Below are 14,814 nucleotides of genomic sequence, written 5' to 3'. Positions count from 1 at the left end.
CAGACATTAAAATATACATAATCAATAAAATTCAGAAAATTAGGTGTACACCTCTTGCTTAAAATGATATAAAAGTGATATCATTTTTATATCAGGAGGCGATCATATGAAAGAAAAACAAGTGTTTTATGTTAATGGTTTTCTTGGGATTATTGGAATTTTGATTTTAGCCGCTATCGGTGTATTTTTCCTCATGCAAGAAATTTTCATAGGAGCAGCATTAACTATTATTTTAGCTGCAGTTCTTGCTACAGGTATTGGTATTGTTCAACCAAATCAAGCAAAAGTCATTACGTTTTTCGGTAATTATTTAGGAACAATTCGTCAAAACGGTTTATTTTTAACGATTCCGTTCGCGTTCCGTCAAACTGTATCATTACGTGTTGAGAACTTTAATAGTAAGAAATTAAAAGTAAATGATGTTGACGGAAATCCAATTGAAATTGCAGCTGTTATCGTCTATAAAGTTGTTGATTCTGCAAAAGCGATGTTCGGCGTTGAACATTATGATCGATTTGTAGAAATTCAAAGCGAAACGGCAATCCGCCACGTTGCAACGAAATATCCTTATGATAATTTCCAAGATGAAACTTGCATTACGTTACGTGGAAATACTGAAGAAATCTCTGAAGAATTAAAACGTGAATTAGAAGCACGCCTTGAAATTGCTGGCGTAGAAGTGTTAGAAACTCGTTTAACACATTTAGCTTATGCAACAGAAATTGCCCATGCAATGCTACAACGCCAACAAGCAAAAGCAGTATTAGCTGCTAGAAAAGAGATTGTTGAAGGTGCTGTGAAGATGGCAAAAGATTCAATCCATATGTTAGATGAAGAAGGCGTACTTGAATTAGATGACGAGCGTAAAGCGAATATGGTGAACAACTTATTAGTTGCCATCGTTTCAGATAAAGGTGCGCAACCAGTTATTAATACAGGAAGCCTATACTAAAAGGCTGTAAATCACTATGGCTAAAAAGAAAAGCTTTCCATTACGTATTGATCCTGAATTACACGCAGTCATCGAAAAATGGGCGAATGATGAGTTTCGTAGCGTCAATGCACACATCGAGTATTTACTTCGAGAAATGGCAAAGCAAAAAGGGAAATTGAAAAAAGATAAAGATGCATAAAAAATCTCGCTGATTTCTCAGCGAGATTTTTTACATATTAGCTTCTCATCATCTCATGCCCAATTGCACGATATCCTATATCACTTCGGTAAAATAGAGCATCACTCTCAATTTTACCAATTTCTTTATACACCTTATCTTTCGCTTCTTGTAAACTATTCGCCTTACAAGCAACAAATAGTACACGACCACCGTTTGTTACAAAATCACCATGTTTCATCGCTGTACCTGAATGAAACACAATTACATCTTGCAATGCATCTAACCCGTTAATAATATCACCTTTTTTATATACTTCTGGATATCCTTTCGAAGCAAGTACAACGCCAATAACTGCTTCTTCTGACCATTGTAACGTTAGTTCACTCTCATCTAATACAGCGTTACATACATCAACTAAATCATTTTCTAGGCGTGGTAATACAACTTCCGTTTCAGGATCACCAAAGCGAGCATTAAACTCAATTACCTTTGGACCATCATTTGTTAAAATAAGTCCCGCATATAAAATACCTGTAAACGATCGATTTTCTGCAATCATCGCTTTAGCAGTTGGATGCAATACGTTTTTTATCGCCTCTTGAACTGCTGATTCCGAAATTTGTGGTACTGGAGAATATGCACCCATTCCACCTGTATTTGGACCTTTATCTCCATCAAAAGCTCGTTTATGATCTTGAGCAATTACCATCGGATGCACAGTTGTTCCATTTACAAATGCCATTAATGAAAATTCTTGTCCATCTAAAAACTCTTCAATAACGACCTTCTTACTCGCTTCACCGAACTTTACATCTTGTAGCATTTCTTTCACAGCCTGTAATGCTTCTTCAAGCGTCATCGCTACTGTTACACCTTTACCAGCAGCTAATCCATCTGCCTTAATAACAATTGGTGCACCAACTTTTTGAATGTACTGTACTGCTTCTTCATAATCTGTAAAAGTTTCATATGCCGCAGTTGGAATATTATATTTTTTCATCAATTCTTTCGTAAAAGCTTTACTACCTTCAATAACAGCAGCCGCTTTATTCGGACCAAATACGCGAAGTCCCTCTTCTGTAAAACGATCAACAATTCCATTCATAAGCGGAATTTCTGGTCCAACGAAAGTTAATTCAACCCTATTCTCTTTAGCAAATAAAACTAATGCATCAAAATCATTTTCATCAATATCAACTGGTGTTGCAATATCGCGCATACCTTCATTGCCCGGTGCTACATACACCTTTTTCACTTTTGTAGATTGTGCAAACTTCCAAGCTAAAGCATGCTCACGCCCACCGCGGCCAATTACCAAAACGTTCATATTTCATCCCCCAATATTTAAATAAGTACAAACTAGAAGCTATGCTCCTAGTTTGTTTTTTCATATCAATCAAAGGTTATCTTGACTGGACTTTTTAAACATCCTCTATTAGTGTTTGAAATGACGTACGCCAGTGAACACCATCGCAATCCCATACGTATCCGCCACTTTAATAGAATCTTCATCACGGATTGATCCGCCTGGTTGAATGATTGCTGTAATTCCTGCTTTTGCTGCTTCTTCTAATGTATCTGGCATTGGGAAGAAAGCATCAGATGCAAGCGCGCTACCTTGTGCTTTTTCACCAGCTTGTGTAATTGCGATTTTTGCAGAACCTACACGGTTCATCTGTCCCGCACCGATACCAATTGTCATATCATCTTTCGCTAAAACAATTGCATTTGACTTCACATGTTTTACAACTTTCCAAGCTAGTTTTAAATCTTTCCATTCTTGCTCTGAAGGTTCACGTTTTGTTGGAATTGAAATTGTACTTTCATCTAATGATAACGTATCTTCCTCTTGAACGAGAAGGCCACCTTGTACAGAAGTTAGTTTTTTGCTCGCACTTGTCGATTTTTCAATATTTACAGTTAATAAACGTAAGTTTTTCTTACTTTGCAACACTTCTAAAGCTTCTTTTGAGAAAGAAGGTGCAATAATAATTTCTAAGAAAATTTCATGTAACTTTTCAGCTGTAGATTTGTCAATCTCACGATTCGCTGCAATAATCCCTCCAAAGATTGATACTGGATCCGCTTCATAAGCACGTGTGTATGCTTCATGAATATCAGTTCCTACTCCAACACCACATGGATTCATATGTTTTACTGCTACTACTGCTGGTTCTGTAAATTCTTTTACGATGCTAAGTGCTGCGTCTGCATCATTAATATTGTTATATGATAATTCTTTACCGTGTAATTGTTCTGCGTATGCAACAGAAGAAGTTGCTGCGAATGGCGCTTTATAGAAAGTTGCCTTTTGATGTGGGTTCTCGCCATAACGTAAGTCTTGCTTTTTCTCAAATGTCACAGTTAATGTTTCTGGGCTTTCTTCACCCATTTGCTCTGTTAAGTAGTTAGAGATTAACGCATCATATGCTGCTGTATGGCGGAATACTTTCGCTGCTAATTTACGTTTCGTTTCTTCTTTTACTTCACCGTTCTCTTTCAGTTCTGCTAATACAACATCGTAATCTACTGGATCTACAATTACCGATACAAATTTGTGATTTTTCGCAGCAGAGCGAATCATTGTTGGGCCACCAATATCAATATTTTCAATTGCATCAGCAAATGTTACATCAGGCTTAGCGATTGTTTCTTTGAATGGGTATAAGTTAACGACAACAAAATCAATTGGCTCTATACCTAACTCATTCATTTGTGCTACATGCGTTTCATTATCGCGAACTGCTAATAGACCACCATGAATATTTGGATGTAATGTTTTCACACGACCATCCATAATTTCTGGGAAACCAGTTACTTCAGAAATACCGATTACTTGTAAGCCGTTTTCTTCTAGTAATTTTTTTGTACCGCCTGTTGATATAACTTCGATCCCTTGTTCTAGTAAACCTTTAACAAATTCTACTACTCCTGTTTTATCTGAAACACTTACTAATGCACGCTTTTTCATTTACCCTTCACCCCTGGTTGTATGTTAGTTAACAGTTGGTTCTTTCGTAGATTGAACAATTTGATTCACTGTATTTACGTATAATTTATGTTCAACTTGTTGAATTTTCTTTTGTAAGCTTTCTCTCGTATCCCCTTCAGAAACAACTACTGCTTCTTGTGCAATAATTGGCCCTGTATCCATACCTGCGTCGACATAATGAATCGTTACTCCAGTTACTTTCACACCTGCTTCTAACGCTTGACCAACAGCATCTTTCCCTGGAAAACTCGGTAATAGTGATGGATGAATATTAATAATCCTTCCGCCGTAAGCTTCTAGTAAAGTTGGTCCAATTAAACGCATATATCCAGCTAAAATAACATAATCAATTTCATACTCTTCTAGCTTCTTTAATATCTCTTTTTCAAACGCTTCTTTTGACTCATATGCTTTAGCTGAAAAAGCGAAACACGGGATATGATGATAATGTGCTCGCCCAACAGCGCGTGCTTCTGGTTTATCACATACTAATAAACTAATTTCTGCATCCAATCTTTTTTCTTCTACTGCATTAACGAGAGATTGAAAGTTAGATCCGCTTCCAGAAGCAAAAACTGCTAATCTACTCATAGCGCTGTGCCTCCATTAAAAGTAACGCCAGCTCCTTGTACAGTGCGTCCAATAATACGAGCAGTTTCTCCTTGCTCTTCAAGAAGACGAACAACATCTTTTGCATCTTCTTCCTTCACCGCTACTACCATACCAATACCCATGTTAAAAATATTGAACATTTCTTTCTCTTCCAACTTGCCAACTTCTTGAAGTAAACTAAAGATCGGCTGAATTTCCCAAGATCCTAATTCAATTTCTGCACCGATTCCTTCTGGTAACATACGTGGAATATTTTCAATGAATCCGCCACCTGTAATATGTGCCATACCGTATACTTCATATTTCTTCAATAGTTCTAAAATAGGTTTGACATAAATTTTCGTTGGTTTTAATAATTCTTCACCAAGAGGTAGCTCTAAGCGTCCGTAAATGCGATCTAAAGATAGTTCTCCATCTTCTAGTAATACTTTTCGTACTAAAGAATAACCGTTACTATGAATACCGCTAGATGCTAAGCCAATTAATACGTGACCAGCTTCAATTTTTTCACCTGTTACAATTTTCTTTTTATCAACGATCCCAACTGTAAAACCAGCTAAATCGTATTCTTCTGTAGAATACATTCCTGGCATTTCAGCTGTTTCTCCACCAATTAAAGCACAACCTGCTTGGCGACAGCCCTCTGATATACCTTTGACGATGTTTTCAATTTTACTAGGTTCAGCTTTACCACAAGCAATATAATCAAGGAAGAAAAGCGGCTCTGCTCCTTGGACAACAATATCATTTACACACATTGCTACCGCATCAATACCAATTGTGTCATGTTTATCTGCCATAAAAGCGAGCATCAATTTCGTTCCCACGCCATCTGTTCCAGATACTAATACAGGTTCTTCTAATGCAAATTTTGATAGGTCAAACATACCTCCAAAACCGCCTAAACCGCCTAGTACTTCTTTTCTCATTGTTGTTTGTACGTGTTTTTTCATGCGAGATACCGCTTCATATCCAGCTTCAATATCTACTCCTGCTTGCTTATATGCATTCGCCATCGTTATCTACACCTCGTCTTTTAATTTCTCCCTATCCTGTGCGGGCCGTTTTAAGAAAGAAGCTAGCTTCTACATCAAAAAGAAGTAGAAGCTTTTTTCTTCTTATTTCATACTTTCTAAAAGCTCTTGCTCATAATCATAAAGAGCTGTTGGATAATCTCCATTGAAGTACGCCATACATAGGCCACCGTATTTCCCTTCATATGGACGTCCAATTGCATCTACTAATCCATCTTCACTTAAAAATGTTAATGAGTCTGCACCGATCATTTCACGAATTTCTTCTACCGTATGATTTGCTGCAATTAATTCTTTTCTCGTTTGAATATCAATGCCATAGAAACATGGATATTTCAAAGGTGGTGAAGCTATTCTTACGTGAACTTCTGTCGCTCCAGCCTCGCGAAGCATACGAACAATTCGTTTACTCGTTGTTCCTCGTACGATAGAATCATCAATCATAACAACTCGTTTTCCTTCAACTACACCTCTTACTGCTGAAAGCTTCATCTTAACCCCTTGCTCTCGCAGTTCCTGAGAAGGTTGAATAAACGTACGTCCAACGTAACGATTTTTAATTAATCCTAACTCATATGGAATACCTGTCGCCTCCGCATAACCAATTGCTGCTGAAATGCTAGAGTCTGGTACACCAGTAACAACATCAGCTTCAATAGGAGCTTCTGCCGCCAAACGTTTCCCCATGTTTTTACGTGCTGCATGGACATTAACACCAGCGATATTTGAATCTGGGCGTGCGAAGTAAATGTATTCCATACTGCAAATTGCATGTTCTACATCATTTGTAAAACGATCTACGTGAATTCCATCATCATTAATGATAAGTAATTCACCCGGTTCTACATCACGAATGTATGTTGCACCTACTACATCAAAAGCACATGTTTCTGATGCTACAACGTAAGCATCTCCCATCTTTCCAATTGAAAGGGGACGGAATCCATTTGGATCTAGCGCAACGATCATTTCATTTCCAGTTAGTAAAAGATATGCAAACGCACCTTTCACTTTATTTAGAGCTTCTTTTACACTTTCAATTAACGAATCTTTCGTACTACGTTTAATAAGGTGTAAAAGTACTTCTGTATCTGAACTTGTTTGAAAAATACTTCCCTCTGCCTCTAATTCGCGGCGAAGCATTTTTGCATTAATTAAATTCCCGTTATGAGCTAATGCCATACTATGATCAGAAAAACGGAATAGTAATGGTTGAACGTTAGCCACTTCACTTCCACCAGCCGTCGCGTATCGTACGTGTCCGATTGCTGATTTCCCGTTCAATCCTTCTAGCTCTCCTCTTGAAAACACTTCCGATATTAAACCTAACCCCTTGTGACCGACGATTTTTTCTCCATTATTTACGACAATGCCTGCGCCTTCTTGCCCACGGTGCTGTAAACTGTGCAATCCGTAGTATGAAACTTGTGCCGCATTTTCATGCCCCCAAATTCCGAAAACGCCACATTCTTCGTTTAACCCCTTTATTTCAGCAAGCATGGGATTGCCCCTTTCCAAGCCTTTCTCATTTCATCTACATTTGCTGTAAGTAATACTTCATTTTCTTCATTATGAATTGTCACTTCATTTGTATTTGTTACTTCTCCAACTTGAATTGCTTCTACCGCTTTCTCAAACGCTTCTTTATTTTCACGTTTTACAGTTATCACAAAGCGAGATTGCGATTCCGCAAATAATGCCGCTGTTGCTTCCCCGTCTAATTTCACAGTAGCACCTAAGCCGTTAGCACCAATTGCACTTTCTGAAATTGCAACTGCTAAACCACCTTCAGCAACGTCATGTGCAGATTGAATAAGGCCAGCTTGAATTGCTGCTAATACTTGTTTTTGACGTTTTAATTCTACGTCTAGATCGATACTTGGTGATTGGCCGAAAATTTTGCCGTGAAGCATTTTCTGTAATTCACTTCCACCAAACTCAGCCTTCGTCTCTCCGATAATATAAACTAAATCGCCAGCTTGCTTAAATTCTTGTGTTGTTACATGTTTTAAGTCATGTACTAGTCCGACCATCCCAACTGTCGGTGTTGGATATACCGCTTCACCACTACGTTCGTTATACATTGATACGTTTCCGCCTATAACTGGTGTTTGTAATGTGCGACAAGCTTCACTCATACCATCTACTGATTTCTCAATTTGCCAGAAGATTTCTGGTTTCTCTGGATTACCGAAGTTTAAGCAATCTGTAATTGCAAGTGGCTCTCCTCCAGAACATACGATATTACGTGCTGCCTCTGCTACTGCAATTTTACCGCCCATTTCTGGATCTAAATAAATGTAGCGAGAGTTACAATCTGTCGTCATTGCTAATCCTTTTTCTGTACCGCGTACACGTACAACTGCTGCATCTGAACCCGGTGTAACAACTGTGCTTGTGCGAACTTGATAATCATATTGATCATAAACCCACTCTTTACTTGCAATCGTCGGTTGTTGTAATAGAGCGAATAACGTTTCTTTATAATTTTCTACTTTTGGTGTTTCCATTTTCATCTGCTGGAATTCAGCAAAATATGCTGCTTCTTGTGATGGTTTATGATAAATTGGCGCTTCTTCTGCAAGAGCATCCGCTGGTACTTCAGCTACCATTTCACCTTTATGGAATAAACGAAGCATTTTGTCTTCCGTTACTTTCCCCATCGTAACGGCTGCAAGACCATACTTCTCAAATAAGTCTACTATTTCTTGCTCTCTACCTTTTTTCACAACAATTAACATACGCTCTTGTGATTCAGATAGCATCATTTCATATGGTGTCATTCCTGTTTCACGCTGTGGTACATCATCTAAGTACATTTCAATACCCATGCCTGCTTTACTTGCCATTTCTGCAGAAGATGATGTTAAACCAGCTGCACCCATATCTTGAATTCCAACAAGTGCATCCGATTGAATAAGTTCTAAACAAGCTTCAATAAGAAGTTTCTCCATAAATGGATCTCCTACTTGAACTGCTGGACGCTTCGCTTCTGAGCTTTCAGATAACTCTTCAGATGCGAATGTAGCACCGTGGATACCATCACGACCAGTTGATGCTCCTACGTACATTACTGTGTTTCCAGCACCGTGCGCTTGCCCTTTTTTAATGTCTTCGTGGTTAATTAAGCCTACGCACATTGCATTTACAAGTGGATTTCCTTCATAACATGGATCAAACTGTACTTCGCCGCCAACAGTCGGAATACCGATACAGTTACCGTATCCTGCAATTCCTGCTACTACTTCTTCGAATAAGTATTTCACACGTGGTGATTGTAATTCTCCAAATCGAAGTGAGTTTAATAGAGCTACTGGACGTGCTCCCATAGAGAATACGTCACGAATAATACCACCAACACCTGTTGCCGCTCCTTGATATGGTTCAATAGCAGAAGGGTGGTTATGACTTTCCATTTTAAATACAACCGCTTGATTATCACCGATGTCTACAATTCCAGCACCTTCCCCAGGCCCTTGCAAGACGCGCTCACCTGTTGTTGGGAATTTTCGAAGTACTGGTTTTGAATTTTTATAACTACAATGTTCAGACCACATAACAGAGAATAATCCTGTTTCTGTATAATTTGGCAGACGGCCTAAAATCTTTTCAACCATGGCGAACTCTTCGTCTGTTAGCCCCATTTCCGCATATATGCGCTCTTCTTTAATTTGTGTTGGATTTGGTTCAAGCATTAACGACATATGTTTCCCTCCACTGTTTTAAGATAGATTGAAAGACTTTTAACCCTTCAGCACCGCCAAGTAATTCATCTACAGCACGCTCTGGGTGTGGCATCATACCCAGTACATTTCCTTTTTCGTTTACAATACCAGCAATATCTGAAACGCTTCCGTTCGGGTTTTCTACGTAACGGAATGCGATTTGATTATTCTCTTCTAATTGTTTAAGAGTCTCTTCATCACAATAGTAATTCCCCTCACCATGTGCAATTGGAATATTGATTACTTCATCTTTTTCATATTGTGATGTAAACATTGTTTCATTATTTTCAACACGTAACTGAACTGTTCGACACATAAATTTTAAGTTTTCATTTCTCATTAATGCTCCTGGTAATAATCCTGATTCAACAAGAATCTGGAATCCATTACATACACCTAAAATTGGCTTTCCTTGCTCAGCTGCTTTCTGTACTGCTTTCATTGCATTCGCAAAGCGAGAAATAGCACCGCAGCGTAAGTAGTCACCGTAAGAGAAACCACCTGGTAGTAGAATTGCATCATATTCATCTAAATTCTCTGTATCGTGCCAAACGTAATCTACTTCTTCGCCAAGCTCATCTTTAATTGCATGGAACATATCAACATCACAGTTCGAACCTGGAAATACTATTACGGCAAATTTCACTGTGCGACAACCTCCTCAACTTCATAACGGAAGTCTTCCATTACAACGTTTGCTAATAGTTTTTCACACATTTCCTTTACCTTGCTATCTAAGTCGGTTACCGATTTATCAATTGTTAGTTCCATGTACTTTCCAATTCGAACATCCTGTACTTCTGTGAATGAAAGGCTATGAAGTGCTCCTTTTACTGCTGTTCCTTGTGGATCTAATACGCTTTCTCTTAATGTTACATATACCTTAACTTTATACATGTGAAATTCCCCCTAAACGTTTTAAAATCTCTTCATAAGCATCTGTTAAATTTCCAAGATCACGACGGAATACGTCTTTATCAAACTTCTCATTGCTCGTTTCATCCCATAAACGGCAAGTATCTGGTGAAATTTCATCTGCTAAAATGATTTCTCCTTCATCCGTTACACCAAACTCTAATTTGAAATCTACTAATCTTACACGACAGCTTGCGAAATGATCAATCAACACTTGATTGATTTGTAGAGCCATATCTCGTAATACGCTTACTTGCTCTGGCGATGCAACGTTTAATACACGAATATGATCTTCCGTTACAAGCGGATCTCCTAAATCATCATCTTTGAAGTAAAATTCTACGATTGGTTCTGCAAGTACAGTTCCCTCTTCCATTCCTAATCGTTTTGAAAGACTTCCTGCAATTACATTTCTTGTGACAACTTCTAAAGGAATAATACTCACTTTTTTAACAAGTTGTTCTGTTTCAGATAGCTTCTCAACAAAGTGTGTTTTAATTCCTACTTCTTGTAACTTTCTGAACAATAAAGTTGTAATCTCATTGTTCAAACGACCTTTTCCTGTAATCGTCTCTTTTTTCTCCCCATTGAAAGCAGTCGCACTATCTTTGTACTCTACCCAAACCATATCTGCTGATTCTGTACGATAAATTCTTTTTGCCTTACCTTCATACAGCAATTCTAGCTTTTGCATTTCGCAAGCCCCCTGTAGTTTGAAAAATGTGAATAATGTTTTTATAAAGAATGGCACAGAATGACTCTATTCTGTGCCATATGAAATTTTACGCTTCGTTTAATCCAAGGCGTTCAAAGATTGTATCAACGTGTTGCATATGATGCTCATAGTTGAAGCATTCATTAATTTCTTCTTGTGTTAACTTGCTCGTAATACGCTCATCAGCTTCTACAAGCTCTTTAAATTGTACTTGTGTTTCCCAAGCTTCCATCGCTTTAGGTTGTACGATATCGTAAGCTTCCTCACGTACCATACCTTTATCGATTAATGTAAGCATTACGCGCTGAGAATAAATTAAGCCGTATGTTCTTGTCATATTACGTTTCATATTCTCTGGGTATACAGTTAAGTTTTTAACAATATTACCAAAGCGGTTTAGCATGTAATTTAACGCGATTGTAGCATCTGGTAAAATTACGCGTTCTGCTGAAGAGTGAGAAATATCACGCTCATGCCATAATGGAACATTCTCATAAGCTGTCATCATATAACCGCGGATAACACGAGCTAAACCAGTCATATTTTCAGATCCAATTGGATTACGCTTATGCGGCATTGCAGAAGAACCCTTTTGACCTTTTGCGAAAGCTTCTTCAACTTCACGTGTTTCACTCTTTTGTAAACCACGAATCTCAACTGCCATCTTTTCGATAGACGTTGCGATTAATGCAAGTGTTGACATGTAATGTGCATGGCGATCACGTTGCAATGTTTGTGTTGAAATTGGTGCTGCTTCTAATCCTAAGTTTTCACAAACATACTTTTCTACGAATGGATTGATATTTGCATATGTACCAACCGCACCAGATAATTTACCAACACGAACTGTATTAGCAGCTTGTTTGAAACGCTCTACGTTACGTTTCATTTCTTCATACCAAAGACCAAGTTTTAAACCGAATGTTGTTGGTTCTGCATGAACACCGTGTGTTCTTCCCATCATGATCGTGTATTTATGCTCTTTCGCTTTGTTAGCTAAAATACTTACAAAGTTTTCTAAGTCTTTTAATATGATTTCATTCGCTTGTTTTAAAATGTAAGATAACGCTGTATCTACTACGTCTGTAGATGTTAAACCGTAATGAATCCATTTACGTTCCTCGCCTAATGCTGGTGTTTCTGATACAGCACGAGTGAATGCAACTACGTCATGACGTGTCTCTTTTTCAATTTCATAAATACGATCAATATCAAATGATGCATGCTCACGAATTTTTTTAACATCTTCTTTCGGAATATCGCCAAGCTCAGCCCATGCTTCACAAGCTAAAATCTCAACTTCTAACCACGCTTTAAATTTGTTCTCTTCCGTCCAAATTGCACCCATTTCTGGGCGTGTATAACGACTAATCATCTTTTTCCCTCCAACAGTTGTTCTTGATGGTCCCAAATATGCAAACTCTTCGCTTTTTCTAGAGCGACTTCAATATTATCATTTAAAATATTAACATGCCCCATTTTTCGCTGCGCTTTTGCTTCTTCTTTTCCATACAAGTGTAAATAGCACCCGGTTAATCTATTCACTTGTCTTAGGACCCCTTCTATATGTTCGCCTAAAATGTTTACCATGACAACTGGTTTTAACAAATTTGTTTCTCCAAGAGGTAAATTACAGATTGCTCGAATATGTTGGCCGAATTGACTCGTTTCACATGCATCCTGTGTATAGTGTCCTGAATTGTGAGGTCTTGGTGCTAATTCATTAATGTAAATCTCACCATCAGCTGTAGCAAACATCTCTACCGCTAGTGTTCCCACAAGTTCTAGTTCATCCGCAAGCACTTTTGCATAAGCAATAGCTTTTTGAGAAAGTTCTTCTGTAATGCGAGCTGGAACGATGGATTCATGCAAAATGTTATTTACATGAATATTTTCCGCTACCGGAAATACTTTCGTTTCACCACTTACACTACGAATGACAATAACTGATACTTCTTTTTCAAAAGGCACCCATTTCTCTAAAATACACTCTGCTGCATTCGCAAGCTCTCGCGCTGTATCAACGTCATCCTCACTTCTTAAAACAACTTGCCCTTTCCCATCATATCCACCTGTCGTCGTTTTTAAGACAGAAGGATATGATAACTCAGCGATTGCTTCAGTAAGCTGACCTTGATTTTGAACTAATCTATACGTTGCTACTGGTAATCCTGCTTTCTCAATCGCATTCTTTTCTGTAAAACGATTTTGCGTTTTACTTAACAACTGACTGCCTTGCGGTAAGTAAGCATGTTTTTCAAGCCATTGTAAACATCTATAATCAATATTCTCAAATTCATATGTAACAACATCACTGATCTCTGCTAAATGCTGAATTGCTTTTAAATCGTCATATGATGCAACAATTTCAATATCAGCAACTTGTGCACATGGTGAGTTTTTTGTAGGATCTAAAACAGCAATTTTATATCCCATCTCCTTAGCCGCCAATGCCATCATTCTTCCTAGCTGGCCGCCTCCAATAATACCGATTGTTTTTCCAGGTAAAATGATTCTCGTCATACTAGCTCACTACCTTCGCGCACATCTTTTTCAATTGCTTCTCTTCTCAATTCTAATGCATCATATATGTCATCATGGAATGATCCAAGTATTTGTGCAGCAAGTAAACCAGCATTTGTTGAACCAGCCTTACCAATTGCAACAGTTGCAACTGGAACCCCTCCTGGCATTTGGACGATGGATAATAATGAATCTAAGCCGTTTAACGCTTTTGATTGAACTGGAACTCCGATTACAGGAAGATTTGTCTTCGCTGCAACCATTCCTGGTAAATGTGCTGCTCCACCAGCTCCAGCAATAATAACTTTCAATCCACGTTCACGAGCCGTCTCTGCATATTCAAACATATAATCCGGAGTCCGATGAGCGGATACAACTTTTTTCTCATACGGTATATTTAATTCATCTAAAATGTCACAAGCATATTTCATTGTTTCCCAGTCTGACGTGCTTCCCATTATGACTCCAACTAGTGATTTCATATTAGAATCCCCCCGATTCAAATAAAAAAAGCCTGAAATAGAACAGTTTCTCTTTTACTATGAGAGAAAGCGCTCTACTCAGGCATACGTATCCCTTGTGAATAGAAAAATACCGAGTGACTTTCCCTCATAGTCTAACGAATAACGGTCGTTAGGTAGAGACTTGCAGGCCATATCCCCGCGATTATATGAGGTCTTATATATTATTCTTTCTATGGCTATATTAACAATATTTCATAAACAATGTCAACAAATAATCGAATGTTTTTTTATTACTCATCAATAACGTTCGTGTTTTAGTTATATTCAAAAGAATAATTGTAACTATATGCAAGAAGGATAAGCAATTAGAATATATATTTCTAGAGATCTACCATACACAAAACGGTTTGTATAAAGAAATAACAGTTCCTATCATAAGGATTGTTTGGGAGCACTTAGAAAGCCTGAAAAGCAAAAAATCATTACTATTACCCTCAATAGCCTCATTTTCATTCTTTTCTCTCATTAAGATTACTAAATTTACGGATTATGACATTTGATATATAAAAATAAACACAAAAAAACCTAAGTCGAAACGACTTAGGTTTTTGCTTGGCGACGTCCTACTCTCACAGGGACAAGGTCCCAACTACCATCGGCGCTAGAGAGCTTAACTTCCGTGTTCGGTATGGGAACGGGTGTGACCTCTCTGCCATCAT

At 38.0% G+C, this 14,814-nt stretch carries 14 protein-coding genes, 1 rRNA gene and 1 riboswitch; of the genes, 2 read left to right on the top strand and 13 right to left on the bottom strand.

The annotated features are described in order from the left end of the window. The first annotated feature begins 106 nt into the window (after positions 1-106). Together ACTFRN_RS27085 and ACTFRN_RS27080 are read left to right on the top strand one after the other, a co-directional pair. Positions 107-952 carry an SPFH domain-containing protein gene (locus ACTFRN_RS27085; protein WP_000660679.1) on the top strand — a complete coding sequence of 282 codons (846 nt, stop codon included), beginning with the start codon at positions 107-109 and terminating at the stop codon, positions 950-952. Positions 953-968: 16 nt separating this feature from the next. Beyond that, complete coding sequence (locus ACTFRN_RS27080) at positions 969-1,133, top strand: toxin-antitoxin system HicB family antitoxin (RefSeq protein ID WP_001085171.1); 165 nt, start codon at positions 969-971, stop codon at positions 1,131-1,133. 37 nt (positions 1,134-1,170) lie between these two features. Here the strand turns inward: ACTFRN_RS27080 and purD are convergent, their stop codons facing one another. The 13 genes from purD to rrf all read right to left on the bottom strand — a co-directional run. Continuing rightward, on the bottom strand, positions 1,171-2,442 hold the full coding sequence (purD, locus tag ACTFRN_RS27075; protein ID WP_049111669.1) for a phosphoribosylamine--glycine ligase: 1,272 nt from the start codon (positions 2,440-2,442) through the stop codon (positions 1,171-1,173). A 108-nt stretch (positions 2,443-2,550) separates the two neighbouring features. Beyond that, complete coding sequence (gene purH, locus ACTFRN_RS27070) at positions 2,551-4,086, bottom strand: bifunctional phosphoribosylaminoimidazolecarboxamide formyltransferase/IMP cyclohydrolase (protein WP_000745405.1); 1,536 nt, start codon at positions 4,084-4,086, stop codon at positions 2,551-2,553. Between the two features lie 24 nt (positions 4,087-4,110). Further along, entirely contained in the window at positions 4,111-4,698 is a 588-nt protein-coding gene (gene purN, locus ACTFRN_RS27065; RefSeq protein WP_000088580.1) for a phosphoribosylglycinamide formyltransferase, read from the bottom strand. After that, entirely contained in the window at positions 4,695-5,735 is a 1,041-nt protein-coding gene (gene purM / locus ACTFRN_RS27060) for a phosphoribosylformylglycinamidine cyclo-ligase (RefSeq protein WP_001262432.1), read from the bottom strand. Before purM ends, purN begins: the two co-directional genes overlap by 4 nt. A gap of 102 nt (positions 5,736-5,837) precedes the next feature. Continuing rightward, positions 5,838-7,253, bottom strand: a complete 1,416-nt coding sequence (purF, locus tag ACTFRN_RS27055; protein WP_000879021.1) for an amidophosphoribosyltransferase — start codon at positions 7,251-7,253, stop codon at positions 5,838-5,840. Then, the gene (gene purL, locus ACTFRN_RS27050) at positions 7,238-9,457 is read right to left on the bottom strand and encodes a phosphoribosylformylglycinamidine synthase II (protein WP_000055585.1); all 2,220 of its coding nucleotides are present in this window, start codon (positions 9,455-9,457) and stop codon (positions 7,238-7,240) included. The genes purF and purL overlap by 16 nt, the downstream gene beginning before the upstream one ends. Beyond that, positions 9,441-10,124 (bottom strand): phosphoribosylformylglycinamidine synthase subunit PurQ, encoded by a 684-nt coding sequence (purQ, locus tag ACTFRN_RS27045; RefSeq protein ID WP_000666779.1) that lies wholly within the window; start codon positions 10,122-10,124, stop codon positions 9,441-9,443. The genes purL and purQ overlap by 17 nt, the downstream gene beginning before the upstream one ends. Continuing rightward, entirely contained in the window at positions 10,121-10,375 is a 255-nt protein-coding gene (gene purS, locus ACTFRN_RS27040) for a phosphoribosylformylglycinamidine synthase subunit PurS (protein WP_000278826.1), read from the bottom strand. Before purS ends, purQ begins: the two co-directional genes overlap by 4 nt. Beyond that, positions 10,368-11,087 (bottom strand): phosphoribosylaminoimidazolesuccinocarboxamide synthase, encoded by a 720-nt coding sequence (gene purC, locus ACTFRN_RS27035; RefSeq protein WP_001170542.1) that lies wholly within the window; start codon positions 11,085-11,087, stop codon positions 10,368-10,370. Before purC ends, purS begins: the two co-directional genes overlap by 8 nt. Positions 11,088-11,175: 88 nt before the next feature. Next, entirely contained in the window at positions 11,176-12,483 is a 1,308-nt protein-coding gene (gene purB, locus ACTFRN_RS27030) for an adenylosuccinate lyase (RefSeq protein WP_000625679.1), read from the bottom strand. Next, positions 12,480-13,631: a 5-(carboxyamino)imidazole ribonucleotide synthase gene (gene purK, locus ACTFRN_RS27025; RefSeq protein WP_000196798.1), complete on the bottom strand. Its 1,152-nt coding sequence runs from the start codon at positions 13,629-13,631 to the stop codon at positions 12,480-12,482. Before purK ends, purB begins: the two co-directional genes overlap by 4 nt. Continuing rightward, the gene (gene purE / locus ACTFRN_RS27020; protein ID WP_000839371.1) at positions 13,628-14,113 is read right to left on the bottom strand and encodes a 5-(carboxyamino)imidazole ribonucleotide mutase; all 486 of its coding nucleotides are present in this window, start codon (positions 14,111-14,113) and stop codon (positions 13,628-13,630) included. Before purE ends, purK begins: the two co-directional genes overlap by 4 nt. A 110-nt stretch (positions 14,114-14,223) precedes the next feature. Next, a riboswitch (purine riboswitch) is annotated at positions 14,224-14,325 on the bottom strand. A gap of 380 nt (positions 14,326-14,705) precedes the next feature. Beyond that, a 5S ribosomal RNA gene (rrf, locus tag ACTFRN_RS27015) occupies positions 14,706-14,814 on the bottom strand; the annotation flags it as partial.

Origin of the sequence: Bacillus cereus group sp. MYBK245-2 (assembly GCF_051916145.1) — a bacterium.
GTDB classification, from domain to species: domain Bacteria; phylum Bacillota; class Bacilli; order Bacillales; family Bacillaceae_G; genus Bacillus_A; species Bacillus_A pacificus.
The sequence above is the reverse complement of the archived record's forward strand: the minus strand, read 5'-3'. Positions and strand labels throughout refer to the sequence as shown.